At 40.6% G+C, this 17065-nt stretch carries 17 protein-coding genes; 13 read left to right on the forward strand and 4 right to left on the reverse strand.

Annotation, left to right across the window (positions count from 1 at the left end; all coding sequences use genetic code 11):
• The 4 genes from AWV70_RS18260 to ccsB are packed head-to-tail and all read left to right on the forward strand — an operon-like array spanning window position 1 to window position 4358.
• Window positions 1-735: a sulfite exporter TauE/SafE family protein gene (locus tag AWV70_RS18260; RefSeq protein WP_060209966.1), complete on the forward strand. Its 735-nt coding sequence runs from the start codon at window positions 1-3 to the stop codon at window positions 733-735.
• Window positions 736-779: 44 nt separating this feature from the next.
• Entirely contained in the window at window positions 780-1490 is a 711-nt protein-coding gene (locus tag AWV70_RS18265; protein WP_060209967.1) for a cytochrome c biogenesis CcdA family protein, read from the forward strand.
• A 34-nt stretch (window positions 1491-1524) separates the two neighbouring features.
• Window positions 1525-3174: a cytochrome c biogenesis protein ResB gene (gene resB / locus AWV70_RS18270; RefSeq protein WP_060209968.1), complete on the forward strand. Its 1650-nt coding sequence runs from the start codon at window positions 1525-1527 to the stop codon at window positions 3172-3174.
• Entirely contained in the window at window positions 3174-4358 is a 1185-nt protein-coding gene (gene ccsB / locus AWV70_RS18275; protein ID WP_060209969.1) for a c-type cytochrome biogenesis protein CcsB, read from the forward strand. The genes resB and ccsB overlap by 1 nt, the downstream gene beginning before the upstream one ends.
• Window positions 4359-4430: 72 nt before the next feature.
• Here the strand turns inward: ccsB and AWV70_RS18280 are convergent, their stop codons facing one another.
• Window positions 4431-4814, reverse strand: a complete 384-nt coding sequence (locus AWV70_RS18280; RefSeq protein WP_060209970.1) for a DUF302 domain-containing protein — start codon at window positions 4812-4814, stop codon at window positions 4431-4433.
• 155 nt (window positions 4815-4969) lie between these two features.
• The gene (locus AWV70_RS18285; RefSeq protein WP_060209971.1) at window positions 4970-7033 is read right to left on the reverse strand and encodes a heavy metal translocating P-type ATPase; all 2064 of its coding nucleotides are present in this window, start codon (window positions 7031-7033) and stop codon (window positions 4970-4972) included.
• Between the two features lie 218 nt (window positions 7034-7251).
• Here AWV70_RS18285 and AWV70_RS18290 point away from each other — a divergent pair, with 218 nt between their 5' ends.
• The 6 genes from AWV70_RS18290 to AWV70_RS18315 all read left to right on the forward strand — a co-directional run bounded on the left by AWV70_RS18290 (window position 7252) and on the right by AWV70_RS18315 (window position 12695).
• Window positions 7252-8175: a plastocyanin/azurin family copper-binding protein gene (locus AWV70_RS18290; RefSeq protein WP_060209972.1), complete on the forward strand. Its 924-nt coding sequence runs from the start codon at window positions 7252-7254 to the stop codon at window positions 8173-8175.
• 279 nt (window positions 8176-8454) lie between these two features.
• On the forward strand, window positions 8455-8952 hold the full coding sequence (locus AWV70_RS18295; protein WP_060209973.1) for a C40 family peptidase: 498 nt from the start codon (window positions 8455-8457) through the stop codon (window positions 8950-8952).
• A 218-nt stretch (window positions 8953-9170) separates the two neighbouring features.
• Window positions 9171-10679 (forward strand): multicopper oxidase family protein, encoded by a 1509-nt coding sequence (locus tag AWV70_RS18300; RefSeq protein WP_060209974.1) that lies wholly within the window; start codon window positions 9171-9173, stop codon window positions 10677-10679.
• A 305-nt stretch (window positions 10680-10984) separates the two neighbouring features.
• Window positions 10985-11506, forward strand: a complete 522-nt coding sequence (locus AWV70_RS18305; RefSeq protein WP_060210050.1) for a CueP family metal-binding protein — start codon at window positions 10985-10987, stop codon at window positions 11504-11506.
• Between the two features lie 188 nt (window positions 11507-11694).
• Entirely contained in the window at window positions 11695-12021 is a 327-nt protein-coding gene (locus AWV70_RS18310; protein WP_060209975.1) for a four-helix bundle copper-binding protein, read from the forward strand.
• Between the two features lie 110 nt (window positions 12022-12131).
• Window positions 12132-12695, forward strand: coding sequence for a YdhK family protein (locus AWV70_RS18315; RefSeq protein WP_060209976.1), 564 nt, complete (start codon window positions 12132-12134; stop codon window positions 12693-12695).
• Window positions 12696-12854: 159 nt separating this feature from the next.
• Here AWV70_RS18315 and AWV70_RS18320 read toward each other — a convergent pair whose 3' ends face one another.
• Window positions 12855-13415, reverse strand: a complete 561-nt coding sequence (locus AWV70_RS18320) for a TetR/AcrR family transcriptional regulator (RefSeq protein WP_060209977.1) — start codon at window positions 13413-13415, stop codon at window positions 12855-12857.
• Window positions 13416-13557: 142 nt separating this feature from the next.
• Here AWV70_RS18320 and AWV70_RS18325 point away from each other — a divergent pair, with 142 nt between their 5' ends.
• Complete coding sequence (locus AWV70_RS18325) at window positions 13558-14316, forward strand: SDR family oxidoreductase (RefSeq protein ID WP_060209978.1); 759 nt, start codon at window positions 13558-13560, stop codon at window positions 14314-14316.
• A 54-nt stretch (window positions 14317-14370) separates the two neighbouring features.
• Here the strand turns inward: AWV70_RS18325 and AWV70_RS18330 are convergent, their stop codons facing one another.
• A complete protein-coding gene (locus AWV70_RS18330) occupies window positions 14371-15354 on the reverse strand; it encodes a tRNA dihydrouridine synthase (RefSeq protein ID WP_060209979.1) in 984 nt (327 codons plus the stop codon).
• Between the two features lie 306 nt (window positions 15355-15660).
• On the opposite strand from AWV70_RS18330, the gene AWV70_RS18335 reads away from it, so the two are divergent.
• Both AWV70_RS18335 and AWV70_RS18340 read left to right on the forward strand, forming a co-directional pair.
• Window positions 15661-16299 (forward strand): hypothetical protein, encoded by a 639-nt coding sequence (locus AWV70_RS18335; RefSeq protein ID WP_060209980.1) that lies wholly within the window; start codon window positions 15661-15663, stop codon window positions 16297-16299.
• A complete protein-coding gene (locus AWV70_RS18340) occupies window positions 16300-17058 on the forward strand; it encodes a cytochrome c biogenesis CcdA family protein (protein WP_060209981.1) in 759 nt (252 codons plus the stop codon).
• Window positions 17059-17065 lie beyond the last annotated feature (7 nt).

The following is a 17065-nucleotide window of genomic DNA, read 5'->3' on the forward strand; positions in this document are numbered from 1 at the left end:
ATGTATACGTTTTTATCGGAAATTAGCCAGGTCATCACGGAGCCGATCACGGGTCTAATTCATTCGTACGCAGATTTCCCACTCATGTTTGCATTACTGTTAGGGGTGGTTGGCGCTGTTGCACCTTGTCAATTGACAGGGAATATGAGTGCCATCACGCTATACGGCAATCGTACGGTTCAATTCAAGACTGATTGGCTAGAAATTTTTGCTTTTATTGCAGGAAAGGTTGTCGTTTTCAGCGCATTTGGTCTGTTGGCATGGGGGTTCGGTCAAGCATTCGAATCCAAGATGACGGAATACTTTCCGCTTTTCCGTAAAGCGATAGGCCCTCTTATTGTTTTTACTGGACTTGTTCTATTGGGCGTATTGAAACTGAGGATCTTTCAGCGTATGACGCTGCATATTCCGGTACGGATTCGAGAGGGGAAGGCGGGTTCCTTTTTGTTAGGGGCGAGTTTTTCACTTGCATTTTGTCCGACAATGTTTGTTCTGTTTTTCGTGTGGCTCATGCCAATCGTTTCCTCGACCTCTTATGGACTCGTACTCCCCGCTGTCTTTGGAATTGCGACATCGTTTCCCCTTATCCTACTATTCCTGATGATATGGCTTTTTGAAACAGATCGCCGAATTATGAAGAAAAGTGTGAAAATCGGCCGGGCCATTCAACGTGTGGCGGGATTGCTGCTTGTGATGATCGGGTTATTTGATACGTTGACGTATTGGGGGATGTAACGATTGGTCTCGTAAAATGTTTTTTCTGTAAGGAGTGTTCCTATTTGTTCACTGATCTGAATTTATTCCTAGCATTTGGAGCAGGTCTGCTTAACTTCATATCACCTTGTACGCTACCGCTGTATCCGGCTTTCATTTCCTATATTACCGGCATGTCACTGGATGAATTGAAATCGGATAAAGTGAAAATAAGGAAAAGCGGTATGGTACATACGATTTTGTTCTTAGTTGGGTTTTCCATCATTTTTATCTTTCTTGGATTCAGCTCTTCTTTCGTAGGGACTTTCTTTATTCAATATCAGGATTTACTTCGGCAAATTGGTTCGATTTTTATCATTCTTTTCGGTTTGATGATCATCGGTCTGTTTACACCGAAATTCCTGATGAAGGAAAAGAAATTACAATTTAAAAACCGGCCGGCTGGCTATTTTGGTACATTTCTTATTGGACTCGCGTTTGCAGCGGGATGGACGCCTTGTACCGGTCCGATTACGGGAGCCGTTTTCATGCTTGCGTCCCAAAATCCGGGTTCAGGCGTCTGGTATATGCTTGCCTATGTGCTTGGATTTGCTATTCCGTTTTTCCTGCTCTCCATTTTCATTACTCGTGTTAAGTGGATTCGAAAATATAGCGGAACAATTACCAAAGTCGGCGGTGCTCTCATGATTGCACTTGGGATTCTACTGTTCTTTGATGGGTTGACGTTCATTATTGCGTGGCTCAGTCCATTTTTCGGCGGATTCATGGGGTTTTGACACGATAGTAAAATCGTAAAGGAGTACGTGATAAATGAATAAAATCAAATGCCAATGTGGTCATGAAAACCCATTTGGCACGGTTCTTTGTGAGCAATGCGGGCGTCCTCAGACGGAAGATGCGAAGAAAAGTAAACTTATCGACATGAGGTATGAAGGGTCTGCAAGAAGATCGCAAACATATAAACGGTCGATTGTTGATAAGATATGGAATTTCTTTTCTAGTGTTAAGGTAGGAATAAATATCATTATAGCTGTTCTTGCTACATCGGCAATCGGCACAATTTTTCCTCAGAAGCTATTTGTTCCAGCAACGACTGAGGCTGATATTTTAGCATACTACGAAAAGCATTATGGTTTTGCTGGAACCCTTTATTACAAGCTTGGATTTTATGATATGTACAGTAGTTGGTGGTTCATCATACTAATTGGGATGCTTGGTGCCTCCATCATCATCGCAAGTGTTGATAGGGTTTTTCCGCTTTATAAATCGTTGAAAAAGCAGCGCACGAAGCGGCATACTTCCTTTTTAAAGAAGCAAAGGATCTATGCTGAAGGGGAAGTAGCCGATTCAAATAGTTCACTAGCAAAAGCAGAGAAGAAGCTTAAAGAGCTGCGTTACAATGTGAAGACCGAAGACGGAGCGCTACTGGCAGAGAAAGGCCGGTTTTCCAGATGGGGTCCTTATGTCAACCATACAGGTTTGATCATCTTCTTATTCGCTGTTCTGTTACGAACTCTTCCTGGTTTTTATGTTGATGAAACGATTTGGCTTCGTGAAGGGGAAACGCGTGCTATCCCAGGTGCGCCAGGATATTATTTGAAAAACAATGAGTTCATTATAGAGACTTATTCGAAGGAAGAGGACGCTGCCTTTGGCCAGGCAATAGATCGGGTTGGGACAATCGTGAAAAATTATCAATCGGACGTCACCTTGTATAAAGATGCGGAGGACGGTATTCCGGGTCGGACGGATCAAATGGAGTTTGTGAAAAATTATTCAATCGTCGTCAATGATCCACTTAGCTTTGATGGATTCAATGTATACCAGATGGACTATCGCCTTGACGAATTAAAATCGATGACATTCCAATTGACTGAAAAGGAAACGGATATGTCATTTGGCGAATTTACAGTTGATCTTCTCAATCCCGAAAGATTATATGAATTGAACGAAGGGGCAACAGTTGAACTGAAAGAATATTTTCCGGATTATGATGGAGTTGAAAACGGAGAACCGGTTACTAATTCACCGATTCCGAATAACCCGGCTTTTATTTTTAAAATGGTAACTCCATCTAAGCCGAAAGGAGAAATCAGTTTTGTCGCTATCCGTCAGACACTTGAAACAGAAGTAAATGAACTTAAAGCTAGTTTTGTTAGCGCGGAAACACGCGACATTACCGGACTTGTCGTACGGAAGGACAAAACGCTCTATATATTGCTCCTAGGGGGTATTATTTTCATGATTGGTGTTGCCCAAGGCTCTTATTGGAACCATCGGAGAATATGGATTCAAAAGAGTGAAGGGAATGCACTTCTCGTGGCGGGTCATACGAATAAAAATTGGTTCGGCTTGAAAAAGGAGCTTGATAAAGTAAGAATCTATGCTGACTTGCCTCAACATGAAGACAGGCAAGACTCTGGATTTGGTTCGGACGAGATGAAAGGGGACAAGCAATAATGCAACTAGCATCTTTAAGTGGTAACTTACTGTTCATTTCATTTATCGCATATCTTGTCGCAACGCTCTTCTTTGGTGGCGCGGTCAAGGGGGCAAAAACACAAGAGTCCTATGAAAATAATCGTTGGGGAAGAATTGCAATCGTTATTACGATAATGGGATTCCTAACTCATCTAGGTTATTTCATCACACGATGGATCGCTTCTGCTCACGCACCTGTTAGTAATATGTTTGAATTTATTACTGCATTTGCAATGATGGTCGTTGGCGCGTTCATCTTGCTGTTTTTCCTTTACCGAACCCCATCACTTGGCTTATTTGCGTTGCCGCTAGCAGTTGTAATGATCGGTTATGCAAGCATGTTCCCAAGGGAGCTCAGTCCATTAATACCTGCGCTGCAAACATACTGGTTGACGATTCATGTCATAACAGCTGCAATTGGTGAGGCTATACTTGCGATTAGTGCGGTTGCAGGTCTTGTATTTCTATTGAAAAACATAGACCTGACGAAAAAATCCAAACAACGTTTTTGGTTGGAATCAGTGATGTTCACTCTTATGCTTGTTGTCGGATTCATTTTGTCGTCTTCGACTTTCGCAATAATGGGGTATGAAGCGAAATTCACATATATTAATAAAAATGAACAAGCAGCTCAAATAGTATATAATTATCCGCCATTATTTGGGATGAATGAGTATGAATCACTTACTCCTGACAAGATGACACCACTGGCTGAAATGCCTCCAATCATAAATGCGAAGACGCTAACGACCTTTGTTTGGTCAGTTGCAACAGGCATAGTCCTTTATATATTGCTAAGACTTATTTTGCGTCGTCCGATTGCAGCATTATTTCAACCGTTCGCCAAAAAGGCAAACTCCCAAGTTATGGACGAAATTGGTTACAGGTCTGTCCTGATCGGATTCCCGGTATTTACCCTTGGTGCTCTTGTCTTCGCTATGATCTGGGCACATGAAGCCTGGTCCAGATTTTGGGGATGGGATCCGAAAGAAGTATGGGCGCTTATTACCTGGTTATTCTATGCAGCCTATCTACATCTTCGGCTCTCCCGAGGATGGGAAGGTGAGAAATCGGCATGGCTTGCGGTGATCGGTTTTGTCATTATCATGTTTAACTTAATTGCGGTTAACTTGATTATCGCAGGACTGCATTCGTACGCATGACATGTTGCAGTGCTTATACTATTGAATCATAAAAGATGTCCATACGATTTTTCGTATGGACATCTTTTATATTTAAATTACCTTATCAATAGATGAAATGAGCCGTCGTTCTATATCTTCAGCCATTGTTTGGATCTCATCATTCTGGATCATCTGGATTAAAGACGTTGGTTTTGGTAAACCAATTTTCGTTGTTCCATTGTCTTCATAGATGACAATCTTACATGGTAGAAAATATCCGACAAGTAAATTCTCATAAAGCACGCGTTGTGCTTCCTTAGGATTACACACTTCCAATACGGTATATGGTGTATCAAAATCCATTCCTTTTTCCTGTAACTTTGCAGTTAAATCAAGTTTCCACAGGACACCGAAATTTTCCTCTTTTAATCTTTCTTCTACGGCTGTAACAGCTTCTTCCACATTTTTTGATGTTTCAACAGTATAATCAAACATATAACTATCTCCTTCGAACAATATATACTGTTTTAAGGATTCCCTTTCGAATCAAATATAAACTGTATTTTTAAGGTCTCCGCTAAATGGACTATACACAATTTTGATTGTGTAAAATTTTATAATCATATCATATCATATTATATTTGTTCGAATTAGAGTTTTAACAAACGGGCATTGATTGCCACGATTACTGTGCTAAGTGACATCAAGATTGCACCAACTGCCGGGCTTAGAACAATACCGATAGGATAAAGAACACCTGCTGCTAATGGTATTGCAGCGATATTATATCCTGCAGCCCACCACAAGTTTTGTGTCATTTTACGATAGGTAGCCCTTGAAAGCTTGATAATATTAACTACATCAAGCGGATTACTTTTCACAAGAACGACATCAGCAGTTTCGATGGCTACATCTGTACCCGCGCCAACAGCAATGCCTAGATCTGCTTTGGCAAGAGCGGGTGCGTCGTTTACGCCATCTCCAGTCATCGCAGTTCGAAGACCTTCAACTTTTTGGATATGCTCTATCTTTTCGGATTTCTGGTGTGGAAGGACTTCAGCAAAAATTTCCTCCATTCCGAGTTGCGCACCTACGTAATGCGCTACCTTTTCATTATCACCCGTAAGCATGATTGATTTTACATTCATTTCTTTTAACTGATTGACTGCGTCTATAGCAGTTTCGCGGACGATATCCGCAAGTGCAATCATACCGGCAAGTTTATTGTCAATCAGCGTGAATACCACTGTTTTTCCTTCCGAAGACCACTGATCAAATTGGGCTTTATCGAATTTAAGGTTCAACTCTCTTACATAACCAGGACTGACAACCATAACCTGTTTTCCATCTACTGTCCCTTCCAACCCTTTTCCGGTCAACGATTGAAAATTTTCCACTCGTTGAAGAGGGAGATTCATCTCTTCTGCTTTCCTAGTGACACCTTTCGCAAGGGGATGTTGGGATTGTGCTTCTACTGCAGCTGCATAAGAAATGACATTTTCTTCACTAAACTCCTCAAATGTATTGATGTTCGTTACACCGAATTCACCTTTTGTTAGTGTACCTGTTTTATCGAAAACGATGGCTTCAATGTTTCGGGCGCCTTCAAAAGCAGCCCGGTTTCGGATGAGCAGTCCATTTTTAGCTGCAATGGACGTTGAGACCGCGACAACTAATGGAGCTGCCAGTCCTAAAGCATGCGGACATGCGATGATGAGAACGGTCACCATTCTTTCCATTGCGAATGATACAGGATAGCCAAGTGAAATCCAGATGATGAACGTGATCAGACCTGCTGCAAGTGCACCATAAAACAACCATTTCGCAGCTCGGTTGGCAAGATCTTGTGCCCGAGATTTGGATTCTTGTGCTTCTTTGACTAATGTGATGACTTGTGAAAGATAGGTTTCACTTCCGGTTTTCATGACGGAGATGACGAGGGATCCTTCCCCGTTAATGGAGCCGCCAATCGCCTCTAATCCGGCTTCTTTTTCCACAGGAACCGATTCACCCGTGAGCATCGACTCATCAATAGTCGATTTACCTTCAAGTATCGTTCCGTCAACCGGTACCTTCTCACCAGGCTTGACGAGTACATGATTCCCTTGTTTCAATTCCGTTACATCAACCTCTTTAATATTTCCATCGGCATCAATTAGGTGTGCTTCTGAAGGCATCAGTTTTGCTAACTCTTCCAATGCCTTTGAAGCCCCCATGACAGAACGCATTTCAATCCAATGTCCCAAGAGCATAATATCGACGAGGGTAGCTAATTCCCAGAAGAAGTCATTTTCTGCAAAGCCGAATACGGCAGCTGTACTATACACATAGGCAACGGTGATGGCCAATGAAATCAGTGTCATCATACCGGGATTTCTATCTTTTAGTTCATCCTTAGCCCCCGTAAGAAATGGCCACCCTCCATAAAAAAATACAAATGTTGACAATGTGAATAAAATGTACAAGTCTCCATTGAAACGCCAGTCAACGCCAAGGAACATTTGAATCATCGGTGATAGGATCAAAATAGGGATTGTAACAATTAATGAAATATAAAATCGCTTTTTGAAATCCTCAACCATATGTGCATGATGTCCGTGATGCCCATGATGCTCACCGTGAGACTCATGTACTTCCTCATGATGATGTTGATGATAATCGTCAGCGGCAGTAGGTTTTTCCGGTTGATGGTGATGATGTGAATGGTTTGACATTACTTGACTCCTTTCCTCCCAGTTATAGGTATATCTAGAGTATACCCTTCAAGTATGCAGGAATTATGCAAAAACTCCTGTGTATCGATTCGTAAAAGGGGGCGACAATCATGCGCAAGGTACATGAAGATTATTCAAATCGCATACCCTTATGAGGTATATATCCTTAACATCAAATTTCGAAACGTAAGCGTTATTCAGGAAAGGCGGGGGGGTAAATGGGCAACTACCAATCATTTGTATTAGGTTCACTGGGATTGTTAACAGTTGTAGTCGTTATCTTGGCAGTAATTTTGAAAAAAACATATAGAACGATGCAAGGAATGATGATTGCAATGTTTTTCGGGATGAATGTCGGATTGACCGCTGGCGTTCTATTAGGTGTAACTTATCAAGGGAACCTATTTTTCTCAACCATTCTCTCGATGGCTATTGGCATGATTGCTGGCATATTATGCGGATTATCTTTAGGCATTCTTCCGGTATTGGATGGAGTGATGTCCGGGGTAATGGGAGGCATGATGGGCGCGATGGTAGGGGAAATGATCCGTGCAGAACAATCGATCCAATTAATCCAGATATTCCCATTTTTATCCATTTGCACAATTTTTATCATGGCTATTTTAAAAACACCGCGAAACGCGAGAATACATAATAAAAAGTGGTTAGTAAAGCCTGTTTTACTTTCAAGTATCATTGCCGTTTATATAATATGGGGCTATTCATTTGCAGAAAAGTATGTAAAACGAGCAAAACCTGATTCGTCAGAAAATCATCACTCAGTTTCCGCTAAGAATACTGAAAAGCGCAATCAGAAGACCCGACTGGTTGTTCTGGAAACAGCTGAAATGAAGTATTCCACCAATGAAATATTAGTGGATAAAGACAAGGCAATCAAATTGACTCTTACAAACTTGGATCAGGTCGAGCATGACATTGAAATCAAGCTCCCATTTCGGTCTATTGAAAATGCATCCCAGCATGACCATGGAAAAGAAAATAATGTGATACATCTTCATGCCTCGCCCAAAAGTACAGAAACACTAATATTTACTCCAACTGAAGCAGGAGTTTATGAATTTTATTGTACAGTTCCTGGACATAAAGAATTTGGGATGGCAGGGAAGCTCATTGTAAGTTAATTGACATAAAAATTTTCGAATCTATTGGAAACAGCAGCTTTATAGAAAAATCGCTTAGATGATGAATCTAGGCGGTTTTTTCTGTTTGAGGGTCAAAGAGCATATAGGATTGCTTAAACACTGCATGAATTATCCATGAAAAATCCTTAGTTTTGTCATGTGAATGTCTTGAGATTGTAAAATGAAAATGCTAGTGATTATGCTAAAGTTATACAGGAATAGATAAATAAAGATGTCGAACGAAGAAAAAAGACATCAATAAAACAGCTGGGGTGGAAAATGAGAAAACGAATTGTCCAAGGACTAATGGCTACATTTTTTGTTATTACGATACCTTTCGTATCATCGACGCAAGTGAGTGCGGCAGCAAGTTCGGATGATATTGCAACTTTTGCGGAGAAGTTTTATGGAACACCTTATAAATTCGGAGGGACGACTACTGCCGGGTTTGACTGTTCGGGGTATATCAGGCACGTCTTTACTAAATTCGACATTAGCTTACCAAGAACTTCAGCAGATCAGTTTAAAGTTGGAACTGAAGTTAGTAAAGAAGATTTGCAACCTGGAGATTTAGTGTTCTTCGCGAACACATACAAAAAAGGCATTTCCCATACTGGAATTTATTTAGGCGATGACGAGTTCATATCAGCAAAAAGCCGTGGGGTCTTGAAAGCGAATTTAAAGACGGATCCTTATTGGGCACCTAAGTATGCAGGAGCAAAACGAGTAGCGAATGTTACAGTGGCTTTTGAACCTGTACAGGTAAAACCGAAGTGAATGTAGCGAATATAAAAGTACAAAGAAGAGTCTATGATAACTCATTAAAGAGTATATCATCGGCTCTTTTAGTTTTTTTCTGCCCCCTTCCCATTAAGTGTGCAAAACTTATGCACCTATTATGTCGATTTTCAAACACACCATTCGTTTGCATATTTTTTTCATTTTTCTTTGTTATGCTACATAAGAAATAATCAAGAGAAGAGGAGAAATATGTAATGGGAATAAAAATGAAGATGATCATATTGGCGATGAGTATATTGGTGATCAGCGGTTGTAGTAATTCGAATTCACAACCAGATGAGGAAATGGATCATTCCAAGATGAATGATGAAGAGATGGATCATTCAATGATGGAAATGGATGAAGGTATGATGGAAGCTCATATGAGCCATGACGAGGTTGTCAGTTTAAACGACTCAACCGGTGAAAACGAATTGAAAATCCCGTCCATGCTTGAACGTGACGATGAAGAAGGAATCGTCTACACTGTTCGGGCACAAAAAGGACAAACTGAAATATTTGATGGAATTGAAACGACTACGTATGGGTACAATGGATCGTTTTTAGGACCCATGCTTCGTCTTGAAGAAGGCGAAACGGTGAAGATTCGAACAATAAATGAACTTGACGAGAATACAACATTCCATTGGCATGGATTGGAAGTTGCGGCAGATGCAGATGGTGGACCGCATGATGTAATTAAGCCGGGGGAAGAAAGGATCATTGAATTTAAAGTTGGACAAGAAGCCGCAACATTATGGTTCCATCCTCATCCAGAAGGAAAAACCGCCGAACAGGTATATAATGGTCTTGCAGGATTGATGTATATCGAAGATGAAAATGCAAAAATCCTTGGATTGCCAAGTAATTATGGGAAGAATGATATTCCTTTAATTTTTCAGGATAGATTATTTGATGATAAAAAACAATTGAACTACAGTGCGGTAATGAACGATGACGGAACAATTGGGGATACTTTGCTGATCAATGGGACGCTCAATCCGAAATTGACTGTGAACAAAGAGAAAGTTCGTCTCCGTTTATTAAATGGATCGAATGCAAGGAATTTCACATTTAAATTGAATACAGGAGATCCCTTTGTTCAAATTGCAACGGATGGTGGTTTGTTGAATGAACCGGTTGTGTTAAATGAGGTGACGCTAACTCCTTCCGAGCGGGCGGAAATTGTTGTTGATTTTGCCCAGTTGAATACAGAAGATGGCTTGGCAATAATAAATGAGGATGGGTCTATTCTTTTACCATTTGAAGTTTCTGATCAAAGCGGAGCGGTAAGCAGGCTTCCTGGAGAGATGAATGATTTTTCATTGACAGACGAAGAGATGAACCTGCCGGTCACAAAGAAAGTGGAACTCTTTGGAATGATGGACATGGTAACGATAAATGGGAAGAAATTTGACCCAGAACGAATTGATTTTACCCAACAGCAAGGGGTCACCGAAGTGTGGGAAATTTACAATAAACCCGACATGATGGGCGGAATGATTCATCCGTTCCACATTCACGGCGCACAATTTAAAATCATTTCTAGAAACGGAGAAGCGCCACCGGAAAATGAACATGGATGGAAAGACAGTATCTCTGTCGAACCGGATGAGCGAGTAAAGATAGCTATACAATTTAAGCATAAGGGTGTGTATATGTTCCATTGCCACATTCTTGAACATGAAGACAATGGCATGATGGGGCAGGTGAAAGTCGAATAAACCGCAAGCCTAAAAAACAGTCAGTGTGTTTTCACGCTGACTGTTTTACAATCAGCAATTATAATAATAAGTAAAATTGATATTGTCACCGATTTTGAGGGTAGGTCAAAACTAAGAAAAAGAAAAGAGAAGGAAGAGATTTGACGTGGAAAAAATGCAAATTTTAATCGGCAATTATGACGAATTTAAGGTACAACTGTCGCATGCATATTTTTTTCATATATTTTTGGTATGATAAAGAAATAAGTGTAGGGTGTAAAGATAAAATCACAATAAATGTAGAATAAAAAGGAGAGACATCAATGATGAAAAAAAGTGTACTCATTGTATTCGGTTTATTGCTAAGCGTTGTGTTAGTCGCTTGCGGCAATGATTCGTCCGCTGGAAGTGAAATCGAAGATATTAAAGGAAAGGTACATGAGTATAGCGTTGGAAGTTTTGCCGATGATGTAACAGCGTCCATTACATCTCATGAACTCATTGTTAAAGACAAAGGTAAAGAATCGACATATGACTTGCCGAATGATGAATTCTTCGTTTCCATTGCACCATTCATTACAACTACGCATCCTTGTGGAATCCACAGTTTAACAGGATGCCAAGGTGAATTAGTTCAAAAGGATTTCGACGTGTTTATTCAAGATGAAGAGGGCAACGTTGTGGTCGATGAAACGATGACCTCTTTAGAAAATGGATTTATCGATTTATGGCTGCCGCGTGATAAGAATTTTCAAGTGAAAATTACACATGACGGGAAAACGGTTGACGCTAACATATCCACCTTTGAAGGCGACAATACTTGTATTACAACGATGCAACTAACCTAGTCACTTACTCATCACCCATTGGAATCGTGAAGTATTCATCATACTTTTCACGGTTCTTTTTTTGTTTTTCAAGATGCTTCAAAAATGAAACGATAAATAAGGATTTTATAAGGAGATATGCAATTTCCGTTTAAATTAATTCCCTCGGGGAAAAAATACACCGAATGAAAATCTCAGGAGGTGCGTTTATGAATACGAAATACGAAGAAACGTTTAAGGTGATTCTAGAATGCCTGAAGGAATGCAATACATGTTTCGATGCATGTTTGAAAGAAGAAGATGTTAAGATGATGGCTGAATGTATTCGGTTGGACCGGGAATGTGCCGATGCTTGTGCATTCGCTGCGCAAGCGATAACGCGTAATAGCCCATTCACGAATCAGATTTTAGAACTCTGTGCTGAAATCTGCGACCGTTGCGCTGAAGAGTGTGATAAGCATGACATGGATCATTGCAAACGCTGCGCTGATGCTTGCCGCAAATGCGCGGAAGCATGCCGTCAAGCAATAGCGTAAACGATACTGATAAAACTTCATTGGAGGAGCTATCCCGAGAAATGTAAGACGGTTTCTTGGGATAGTTTCATTTATAACTAATTTAGAAAAAACAGAGGTGTAGTAGACAAATGAAGAAGCATGTATTTTTTCTAGGTCTCGCGATGGTTGTCGGTTTAAGTGGATGTGGGGACAAAACGACCAACGAAAATCGTACAGACGTCAATAATGAACCGCAACAAGAAGATATGGAAATGGAGATGAACCATTCCGGCTCAGGTGAAGTTCCTGCAAACTTGAAAGTGGCTGAAAATCCAACCTATGAGGTCGGAAGTAAAGCCATCATTGAAACTGATCATATGAAAGGGATGAAGGGTGCTGTTGCGACCATTGTGGGTGCTTATGATACGACAGCCTACGCTATTTCATATACTCCGGTAACTGGCAGTGAAAGAGTGGAAAATCATAAATGGGTAATCCAAGAAGAAATAAAGGACGCTGGTGAACAACAATTGGAGCCAGGCACGGAAGTCACCGTAGAAGCAGACCATATGAAAGGGATGAAAGGGGCAACAGCAGAAATTGATTCAGCTGAAAAAACGACAGTTTACATGATTGACTATACGCCAACTACCGGCGGTGAAAAAGTAACAAACCATAAATGGGTAACAGAAGAAGAACTTTCAGCTAACTAAATGTTGGGTGCCTGTGTAAGGTGCAATTCAGTTAATTCACTACAATTGTATAAAAATACATTTATTATAGATGCGTGGAAAATATCTGTATACTTATACAAATTGGTTGAATTATCATGAATGTTTCTTACACAGGCACCATCATTTAGCCACCATCATTTAACGAGAAATTTTTAGTATGTGGTGGAGCTTCTTGCTCATTTCTTCAGGGGTCTCTTTGAAGCCATGTTCGTACCAAACGATGATCAAACCTATGATGGCGTTTGCCTGGTAGCCGATGATGTAGTCCATCGGGACGTCAGGGATTTGATCCGATTGATAGTCGCGTTCCATGTTTAATCGGATTTGGTCAAAAAGCATATAGTAATAGGATTTGTTCGTATTTTTTGAGAAGACGATTTCATAGAAACTTTGATGTCTCTTAATATGATGGAAGATCTGAATCGAGTTTGGATTGATTTTTGAGATCTCAAAAGGAATCGTATTTTTATAGGGTTCGTCATACGAGCTTTGTAAATCATGGATCACTTCTTGGAAAAAGTCATGAAAAACGTCTTCAACCGTGCCGTAATGCAAGTAGAACGTCCCCCTGTTTATATTCGCTGCTTTACATATTTCCGTAACTTTTATTTTTTCCAAAGGAATGGTCTTCAATAATTCCAACAACGCCTGTTGTAAGCTGTTTTTCGTCTTTAGTACTCTCAAATCTTGTTTATTCAATTCAATTCTCCTCTTCAATGAACACTTTTTGTGAAACTGATGCTTATTGAACAGTTACTTGTTTTTTGATTATTGAATACGCTCATTTCTATGAGTATACTTGTTAATGAACAGATGTTCAATAACTAAGGAGGTTGTGAGAATGAAGTTACAAGACAAAGTGGCAATCATTACGGGTGCAGCATCAGGGATGGGGAAAGCAATCGCTGAAGGGTACGCTCAAGAAGGTGCAAAAGTTGTCGTTTCGGACTTGAATTTTGAAGGTGCTCAGACAGTCGCTCAAGCAATCATTGAGTCGGGTGGGGAAGCGGTAGCGATTCAAACGAATGTAGCATCAGAAGAAGATCTCCAACACTTATTTGAAGAAACAAAAGCGAAATACGGCAAAATCGATATCGTTGTCAACAATGCAGGCATTATGGATGGAATGGAGCCGGTTGGCGAAGTTTCAAATGAACGGTGGGACCGAGTTTTCTCCATTAATACGACTGCTGTCATGCAATCGATGCGTTTAGCCGTTGAAGAATTCCAAAAGCAAGGACATGGCGTCATCGTAAATAATATTTCAGCGGGCGGACTCTATGGAGCTCGCGCTGGCGCAGCATATACAGCATCCAAACATGCGGTCGTCGGACTGACCAAAAATACTGCATTCATGTATGCAGACCAAAACATTCGCTGTAACGGGATTGCTCCAGGCGGAGTTGAAACAAATATCGGTACTTCGATGACCAATATGAGCCAATTCGGATTTTCACGACAACAGTTAGGCATGGGCATTAACCCGCGTACGGGAAAACCGGAGGAAATTGCGAAATTGGCCATTTTCCTAGGATCGGATGATGCAAGTTTCATCAATGGACAAGTCATTGCTGCCGATGCAGGATGGACAGCATACTAAATTGTACAAAAGCCTCCAGGCAGATTCGTTCTGCTTGGAGGCTTTTCATTATAGTTATCTCAGATTCAATTCCTTCTCCATAACTTCTTTCACCAAGCGCCGTACTTCATCCGTCGTTTTTGTATTCATCAATTCGTTTCTCAATTCAGCAGCGCCTCTGAATCCACGAATGTAGATTTTGAAAAAGCGGAGAAGCGGTTTAAAGGGACGTGGTTCTTCTTCAGTTGAATATTTATCATGCAAATCCAATTGCAATAATAATAAATCCAGATACTCTTTCACGCTATGTTCTTTCGGTTCTTTCTCGAACGCGAATGGATTTGTGAAAACACCACGCCCGATCATGACGCCATCAACGCCGTATTGTTCCACTAATTTTAGTCCTGTAGCGCGGTCAGGGATATCGCCGTTGATTGTTAACAATGTGTTAGGGGCTATTTCATCCCGCAGCTTTTTAATTTCCGGAATCAGTTCCCAGTGTGCATCCACTTTGCTCATTTCTTTTCTTGTGCGCAGGTGAATGGACAGATTTGCAATGTCTTGCTCCAGGACATGTCGTAACCAATCATGCCATTCGTCAATTTCAATATAGCCTAGTCTTGTTTTCACGCTGACTGGCAATCCACCGGCTTTTGCGGCTTGAATGATTTGCGCTGCGACTTCCGGACGCCGTATCAATCCTGCGCCTTTTCCGTTTGCCGCCACGTTTTGCACCGGGCACCCCATATTGAGATCAATGCCACCGAAGCCCATTTTTTTCATGTCGATGCTCATCTGTTTAAAATACTCAGGCTTGTCGCCCCAAATATGAGCGACAATCGGCTGTTCGTCTTCAGTGAACATTAAACGGCCACGAACACTTTCTCTTCCATTCGGATGGCAATAGCTTTCCGTATTCGTGAACTCCGTGAAATATACGTCGGGTGGCGCTGCTTCGGCGATGACATGACGGAATACGACATCTGTGACATCTTCCATCGGTGCCAATATAAAAAACGGCTTCGGAAGATCAAGCCAAAAATTATCTTCGTTACTCATTTTGTATCCTCCTGTTGCATGCAAAATCCTTTGCTCATCATAAGATTGTACCATTTATTTTAATTTGTGACACATATATAATCCCCGAAATCATCTCTTCTTACGAATTAATTAAATCCCAATCCGGTATTCAAGCCGAGCCATGTCCCACGTTGTGATAAATCCCATCCATAATAGACGACTCTGAAAAAAGAATTTGAGTCGTCTTTTGTGATGCTGCTAATTAAGATTAGCCACGTTCATGAAACTTTCATAAACCATGTATATGCTGATCATTGAGCGTTCTTGTTAAGGGGGCCAGCAGCAATGACAAGTGCACAATTGTCCGTGGGTATTATCATTATCAGCTTGGGTGCGGGATTTCTTACTTACTACTTCCTAAGTGATGCAGCGAAAGAAAAAAAGAAGGATTATATGGGCGAACTATTGGGACAACTGATGAATTTCGTTATTTATATGTGGGTTGGAAAAATCGTTTTCAATCTTTCCGTTTTTCTCAAGGATCCCTTGTCAATATTATCCTATCCAAGTAATTCAACTGCATTTTACGTAGCGGTTATCGCTAGCATCATAACGGTTACGATAAAGTCCGAAATGGGAAAAATTGATAGTATCCCATTTCTTCACGTCTTTATCTTTGTCTTTTTAATTGCTTCGTTTGTGTATGAATTCATTCAAATTGTTTGGAACGGCAATACATACTCGTTGAATTACACAGCTTTACTTGCTGTGCTTATTATTCTTTTCGTCGTCGTACGTGATCGAATAACGGTCTATCGATTAAACATACTCATGTTCGTAAGTTGGTCGTTAGGTACGTTAGGAGTGGCTTTTAGGATGCCATTTACGATGGTATTCGGCTATACAATATCTCCAGGGTTTTTGGTTTTCTTTTTAGTCGCTTGTTTACTACTTGTTTTATATAAACGAAGGAAGGTGTCGTAATTGGGAGGAATTGAAACAGATACGATGTTAATCGTGGGGATGCTTCTGGCGGTAGGGGCGGGTGCTTTATCTTTTTTATCACCTTGTGTATTGCCTATTTTTCCTGCGTATTTATCGTACATCACGGGCATCAGTGTAAAAGAACTGCAGGGAAACCATGGTGTTACAATCCGTAGAAAGTTAGTAAGCCATTCTGTGTTCTTTTTGTTAGGCATCTCACTTGTTTTTATAAGTTTAGGTATCGGTGCTTCGTTTTTGGGGCAATGGATTCAAACATTATTAATCGGTGATTCAGGATTGCTAATCCAACGGTTAGCCGGGATTTTTATTATTTTCATGGGGCTTTTTGTTGGTGGTTGGATCAATATCACAATGTTAATGAAAGAAAAGCGTTTCCAATCCTCTAAACGACCTGTCGGGTACTTAGGTACTTTCTTTGTCGGAATGGGATTCGCTGCTGGATGGACGCCTTGCATTGGCCCAATATTCGCCTCGATATTATTTTTGGCAGCAAGTAATCCAGGTCAAGGTATATTGTATACAGTTATGTATGTAATTGGATTTTCCTTGCCATTCCTCATTTTGACATTTTTCCTCGGTTCAACCAAATGGATTGGTCGTCATAGTCAAGTGATTATGAAAACAGGCGCTATTATTATGATTCTTATGGGCATTATTCTGCTTACTGGTCAAATGCCTCGTATCACAGAATTTCTACTCAAATTAGTTCAAGGCACTTGGTTCGAAAAATTAGGATGAAAACGGG

The sequence above is a fragment of the Sporosarcina koreensis genome (genome assembly GCF_001531445.1).
GTDB lineage: Bacteria > Bacillota > Bacilli > Bacillales_A > Planococcaceae > Sporosarcina > Sporosarcina koreensis_C.

Coding starts and splice junctions, on each gene's coding strand:
- AWV70_RS18335 (WP_060209980.1), top strand. CDS start 15,661: ATGACAAGTGCACAATTGTCCGTGGGTATTATCATTATCAGCTTGGGT.
- AWV70_RS18290 (WP_060209972.1), top strand. CDS start 7,252: ATGGGCAACTACCAATCATTTGTATTAGGTTCACTGGGATTGTTAACA.
- AWV70_RS18330 (WP_060209979.1), bottom strand. CDS start 15,354: ATGAGTAACGAAGATAATTTTTGGCTTGATCTTCCGAAGCCGTTTTTT.
- AWV70_RS18310 (WP_060209975.1), top strand. CDS start 11,695: ATGAATACGAAATACGAAGAAACGTTTAAGGTGATTCTAGAATGCCTG.
- AWV70_RS18280 (WP_060209970.1), bottom strand. CDS start 4,814: ATGTTTGATTATACTGTTGAAACATCAAAAAATGTGGAAGAAGCTGTT.
- ccsB (WP_060209969.1), top strand. CDS start 3,174: ATGCAACTAGCATCTTTAAGTGGTAACTTACTGTTCATTTCATTTATC.
- AWV70_RS18295 (WP_060209973.1), top strand. CDS start 8,455: ATGAGAAAACGAATTGTCCAAGGACTAATGGCTACATTTTTTGTTATT.
- resB (WP_060209968.1), top strand. CDS start 1,525: ATGAATAAAATCAAATGCCAATGTGGTCATGAAAACCCATTTGGCACG.
- AWV70_RS18325 (WP_060209978.1), top strand. CDS start 13,558: ATGAAGTTACAAGACAAAGTGGCAATCATTACGGGTGCAGCATCAGGG.
- AWV70_RS18260 (WP_060209966.1), top strand. CDS start 1: ATGTATACGTTTTTATCGGAAATTAGCCAGGTCATCACGGAGCCGATC.
- AWV70_RS18315 (WP_060209976.1), top strand. CDS start 12,132: ATGAAGAAGCATGTATTTTTTCTAGGTCTCGCGATGGTTGTCGGTTTA.
- AWV70_RS18305 (WP_060210050.1), top strand. CDS start 10,985: ATGAAAAAAAGTGTACTCATTGTATTCGGTTTATTGCTAAGCGTTGTG.
- AWV70_RS18300 (WP_060209974.1), top strand. CDS start 9,171: ATGGGAATAAAAATGAAGATGATCATATTGGCGATGAGTATATTGGTG.
- AWV70_RS18285 (WP_060209971.1), bottom strand. CDS start 7,033: ATGTCAAACCATTCACATCATCACCATCAACCGGAAAAACCTACTGCC.